3 protein-coding genes are annotated in these 4,173 nt (G+C 44.6%); 1 reads left to right on the top strand and 2 read right to left on the bottom strand.

Going from position 1 to position 4,173, the window contains the following annotated elements; all coding sequences use genetic code 11:
• Window positions 1-11: 11 nt before the first annotated feature.
• Complete coding sequence (locus AACQ17_RS06980) at window positions 12-986, bottom strand: TDT family transporter (protein WP_013868491.1); 975 nt, start codon at window positions 984-986, stop codon at window positions 12-14.
• A 148-nt stretch (window positions 987-1,134) separates the two neighbouring features.
• Window positions 1,135-2,532 (bottom strand): H(+)/Cl(-) exchange transporter ClcA, encoded by a 1,398-nt coding sequence (gene clcA, locus AACQ17_RS06975; RefSeq protein WP_094147346.1) that lies wholly within the window; start codon window positions 2,530-2,532, stop codon window positions 1,135-1,137.
• A gap of 491 nt (window positions 2,533-3,023) precedes the next feature.
• Here clcA and AACQ17_RS06970 point away from each other — a divergent pair, with 491 nt between their 5' ends.
• Window positions 3,024-4,010, top strand: a complete 987-nt coding sequence (locus tag AACQ17_RS06970) for a CobW family GTP-binding protein (RefSeq protein WP_094147345.1) — start codon at window positions 3,024-3,026, stop codon at window positions 4,008-4,010.
• Window positions 4,011-4,173: the final 163 nt, after the last annotated feature.

Genomic DNA, 4,173 nt, shown 5'->3' with positions numbered 1-4,173 from the left:
ATATTAGATTTTTATTTATTAGCAAATAATTCAGGCCAATACATTTTTATATAACCAATAGAAACCCAAACGACTAAGAAAGTAGCAATAGTCAATTCAAATAACCCAAATTGATGTAACCAGTGCCATTGCGGGTACTGTCCTTCAAAGAAGGTGGTTAAACGATGCATGGCGATAGCACTGATGACAGAAGGGAAGGTCACAGCAGCAATAGACGGTTGAAACTTGAGCCTGAGCAGACGGATATAGCAAAGGTAAATAAGCAGTGTCATGGTGATGGCAATGCCAGCCAGTGCGCCTGTTAATATTGGATCAGGATGAGGGAAGTTGACCAAATACGTCGCGAGGGTGAGGTTAATAGGTGCAGCCATAATCGCGAGTGTTGGGCGTGCGCGTTTAGGTAACATTCCAGCAAACACCAAACGATATAACACTAACGGCAGCATAAAAAAATAGATAGCGATACAGACAGAGACGAGTGTTTCTGAAAAGACAGTGTGGCCAAATTGCGTGCCAGCGAGCGAGCTACTGATTAACCCAACCGGATAAAGAAACCAGCTTGGTACAATATGGCTGATTTTAAAGTTCATGGCCTGAAAACTGAAGAAAAGCAGCATCATGGTGAAGTGCAGCAAGAGCGCGGTAAACCAAATAGGATAAGCAATGAGCGGTGAAATTAAAGCGAGATAATCACTTAAGATCAGTAAAGTCATGCTCATTGGAGCCATCAAGCTACCGGAAAGAGGGTGGCGAATGTCCTCCATGAATGTCTTGAAGCTGGTGAGGTATTTTAGCAAGACAGGCAGCAGTAATAATGCACCGAGCAGTGCCAAATAGGGGCGAATAATGAGGCCGACCGAGGGAATATAAAGCGCCCACGCATGCCCGAGGCTGATCACACCTAATGCTAGCGCAGCTTGAGAGGGCGGTGTGCTTTGTACTTGAATTAACCTTTTCCAGTTCAACGATAAACTCCATGTCATCATTTGCTCTAGAAAATGAATAATGTATTTCTAGCAGCCAGCAAACGAGCGCATTATCAAGTTTATCGAGTTGTGGTGCAACATCTCACCTTCTAATTTGTTACTTAGACATAACAATTCGCAGCGGAGTCAATATTCATGAGTCTCACGATTACTCTTTTGGTGGAAGATCTTGTTGTTGCAGCTTGGCGTTTTTCAAGGTGCGATGGAGCAACTGACTATAAATGGGTTGGCCGCCAAGTAATTGAGCGAAAATAACCGCGCCAAGGCTAGTAATAATCAGCGGTAAAATTAAATAATAATTATTGGTCATTTCAATAACTAATAAAATACCTGTAATGGGTGCGCGAACCGTTGCGGCAAACAGTGCACCCATGCCTGCAATGGCGAACATTCCTGGGTTAATCGCTAATTGTGGTAACAGTTCTTGCGCAATCAGGCCAAAGGCGTAGCCAAACAGCGTGCCTAATGCCAGCATTGGCGCAAAAATCCCGCCCGGAGCACCAGAACCAAAGCAGATCAAGGTGGTAAAAATACGACCAATGAACAAAAGCAGCAAGATAGCGGCACCATAGTCACCATTGGTGATATTAGGGATCAGTGAGATGCCACCCCCAGTCAATTCTGGAATATACAATAAAGTTAAGCCAAAACAGCCTCCCAATAGTGAACCCGTGAGTAAATATCGCTTACGATCATTGCGATGAATTCTGGCAAAAATATCTTGTGATAGTGTGATTAAACGGTTGAATAGCACACCGAAAATACCAAACAGTCCCCCAAGCAGCAGAAACAGCCACAGTGAAGCCAGCTCTGGTGCTTGATATTGCGGCATTTGGATCACAGCATGTTGGCCATTAATCACGCGAAAGACGATATTTGCCGCCACCGCAGAGACAATGACGGCACGTACTGAAATGAGGGTATAGCGAAACTGCGGGCGCATCTCCTCTATCACAAACATGATGCCCGCCAGCGGCGCATTAAATGCGGCAGCTAGGCCTCCAGCTGCGCCAGAGGCTAAGAGTGAGTGGCGGGTATCGTCATTTTTGATGCGGAAAATATCCGACACCATTCGGCCAATGGCTCCCCCCATTTGAACCGTGGGCCCTTCACGTCCCAAAACCATACCAGAACCTAAGGCGCCCATACCGCCAAAAAACTTCACTGGCAGTACTCGCCACCAACGAACGGGGCGCATACCATCCATCGCGCCTTCAATTTCAGGAATGCCAGAACCGGCGGCTTCGGGCGCAAACCGGTGCACAAGGAAATAACCGATAAACGCCAACGCTGCACTGATAAGAAAAGCGGCCAACCACAAGGGTAAGATATTACCAATCTCACTTTTTAACCACTCGGTGCGTGTTTCCGAAACCAAGTGCACAGCGGCCTCAAAGTAAGTACCAACAATCCCAGCAAGAATACCGACAATGAGCGAAAGAAAAAGGATTGAGAGTGGTGTTTTGTCCTTAGAGAGAAATTGGTTAATCGTATCTTTTGGAACTTTTGCAAGCAGTGACTGTTTCAATCTCTCTCTTTTGGTCATGTAAAAAAGGGCCTCGATTGGTAAAATGTGAACATATTTTGTTACAGAATTATACGCGCCAAAGTGATTAACTATAGCGTCAAAGCTGCAATGTAGATTTCCATATCTGGAAGATGGAGAGATTCTCTACTAAAAACGAGATCTGAGTTAAAAATGAGTTAAAAAACAGAGATTGAACCTTGCTAAGCCAGCCAAATGAACCATAGTTAAAGCGTAAGGCAGATTCAGATATCGTACAGGGAGGAATTCAAGCCTTACCTACAATTTGGATGGAATCAGCAATATTTCAATTCTATGTCCTCGTTTATGATCGGGTTGCATCTATAGTCCTCCCGATTCGCGAACTCACGATTGAGTTACGAGGGGAAAGGCGCGCTCACCGTAGTGCGCCTTTTGTCGTTTATGTACCTCGGCTCATTGTTCCTGTCTAACTGGCAAACCATGCACTGGCTTCTTATTTCGGTATATACTGCCGCAAAAGGAGTGCTGACATGACAAAAAAAGTACCAACTAACATTATTACCGGTTTTCTTGGTGTAGGAAAAACGACGGCCATTTTGAATTTATTGAAGAATAAACCTGCTGATGAAAAGTGGGCGGTGTTGGTCAATGAGTTTGGAGAAATTGGTATTGATGGGGCGATGATGTCTGACCAAGGCGCGCTGATCAAAGAAGTACCGGGCGGCTGTATGTGCTGTACCGCGGGTGTTCCTATGTCTGTTGGAATTAACGCCTTACTTAGGCAAAAGCCCGATCGTCTATTAATTGAGCCAACAGGGCTTGGGCACCCTAAGCAAGTGGTGGCAACTTTAACTTCTGATCAATATGCACCGTATGTCGATTTAAAAGCCACGATCACTTTAGTGGATCCGCGCAACTTGCGTAATGAAAAATACACATCCAACCAAAATTTTAATGACCAATTGGCCAGTGGTGATGTGGTGATTGGCAATAAAGTGGATCAATGCACTAGTGCTGATGTGGATGCGTTTAATGACTGGGTGACTGATCAATCACCCGCGAAGATTTTTAGCAAGTTAGTCAAGCAAGGTGAGTTGCCTTTAGAATTATTAGATATTGAACGTCTTCACGGCGCAGCTTCTACTCATATTGAAGCGCATCACCATCATCATGCTTCGTTAGAACCACAGTTTGTGTTACAGCCGGGTAAAGCGTTTGTGCGCAAAGAAAATCGGGGCCAAGGTTATTTCAGTTGTGGTTGGTTAATCGGCGCTGAATACCATTTTGATTTTGATGAGCTTTTTTCTATGCTGAGTGCCCTGACCGCTGAGCGTGTTAAGGCGGTCGTCAATACCGATAAAGGATGTTACGCCTTCAACATCAACCAAGGAGTCGTTTCAGTGAATGAGATGAGCTTAGAAGGGTTTGAATCACGCTTAGAAGTGATTGACTCACAGCTCATGCCATGGGATCAACTAGAAGCGGTATTGCTGAAATTGGCGGGTATCTCTCAATAGGATCCAAAGAAAAAACCAACAAAGAAAGAACAAAGAAAAAATGAACTAAGAAAGGCGAACTGGAACGGCTTCGTCTTTCTCGTTCACTTTATAACTTCTTATAATGCGTTGAGCTATTTATGGCTGCCTTGTTGCGTGATCAACGCGTTCATCAGATAAAATC

It is taken from the genome of Vibrio sp. V10_P2A27P122 (assembly GCF_963874335.1).
GTDB lineage: Bacteria > Pseudomonadota > Gammaproteobacteria > Enterobacterales > Vibrionaceae > Vibrio > Vibrio anguillarum.
This window is presented reverse-complemented; position numbering and strand designations above follow the sequence as displayed.

What these genes read in the sequence shown, in the direction of transcription:
- AACQ17_RS06980 (WP_013868491.1), bottom strand. Translation starts at nt 986, where the DNA reads ATGATGACATGGAGTTTATCGTTGAACTGGAAAAGGTTAATTCAAGTA.
- clcA (WP_094147346.1), bottom strand. Translation starts at nt 2,532, where the DNA reads ATGACCAAAAGAGAGAGATTGAAACAGTCACTGCTTGCAAAAGTTCCA.
- AACQ17_RS06970 (WP_094147345.1), top strand. Translation starts at nt 3,024, where the DNA reads ATGACAAAAAAAGTACCAACTAACATTATTACCGGTTTTCTTGGTGTA.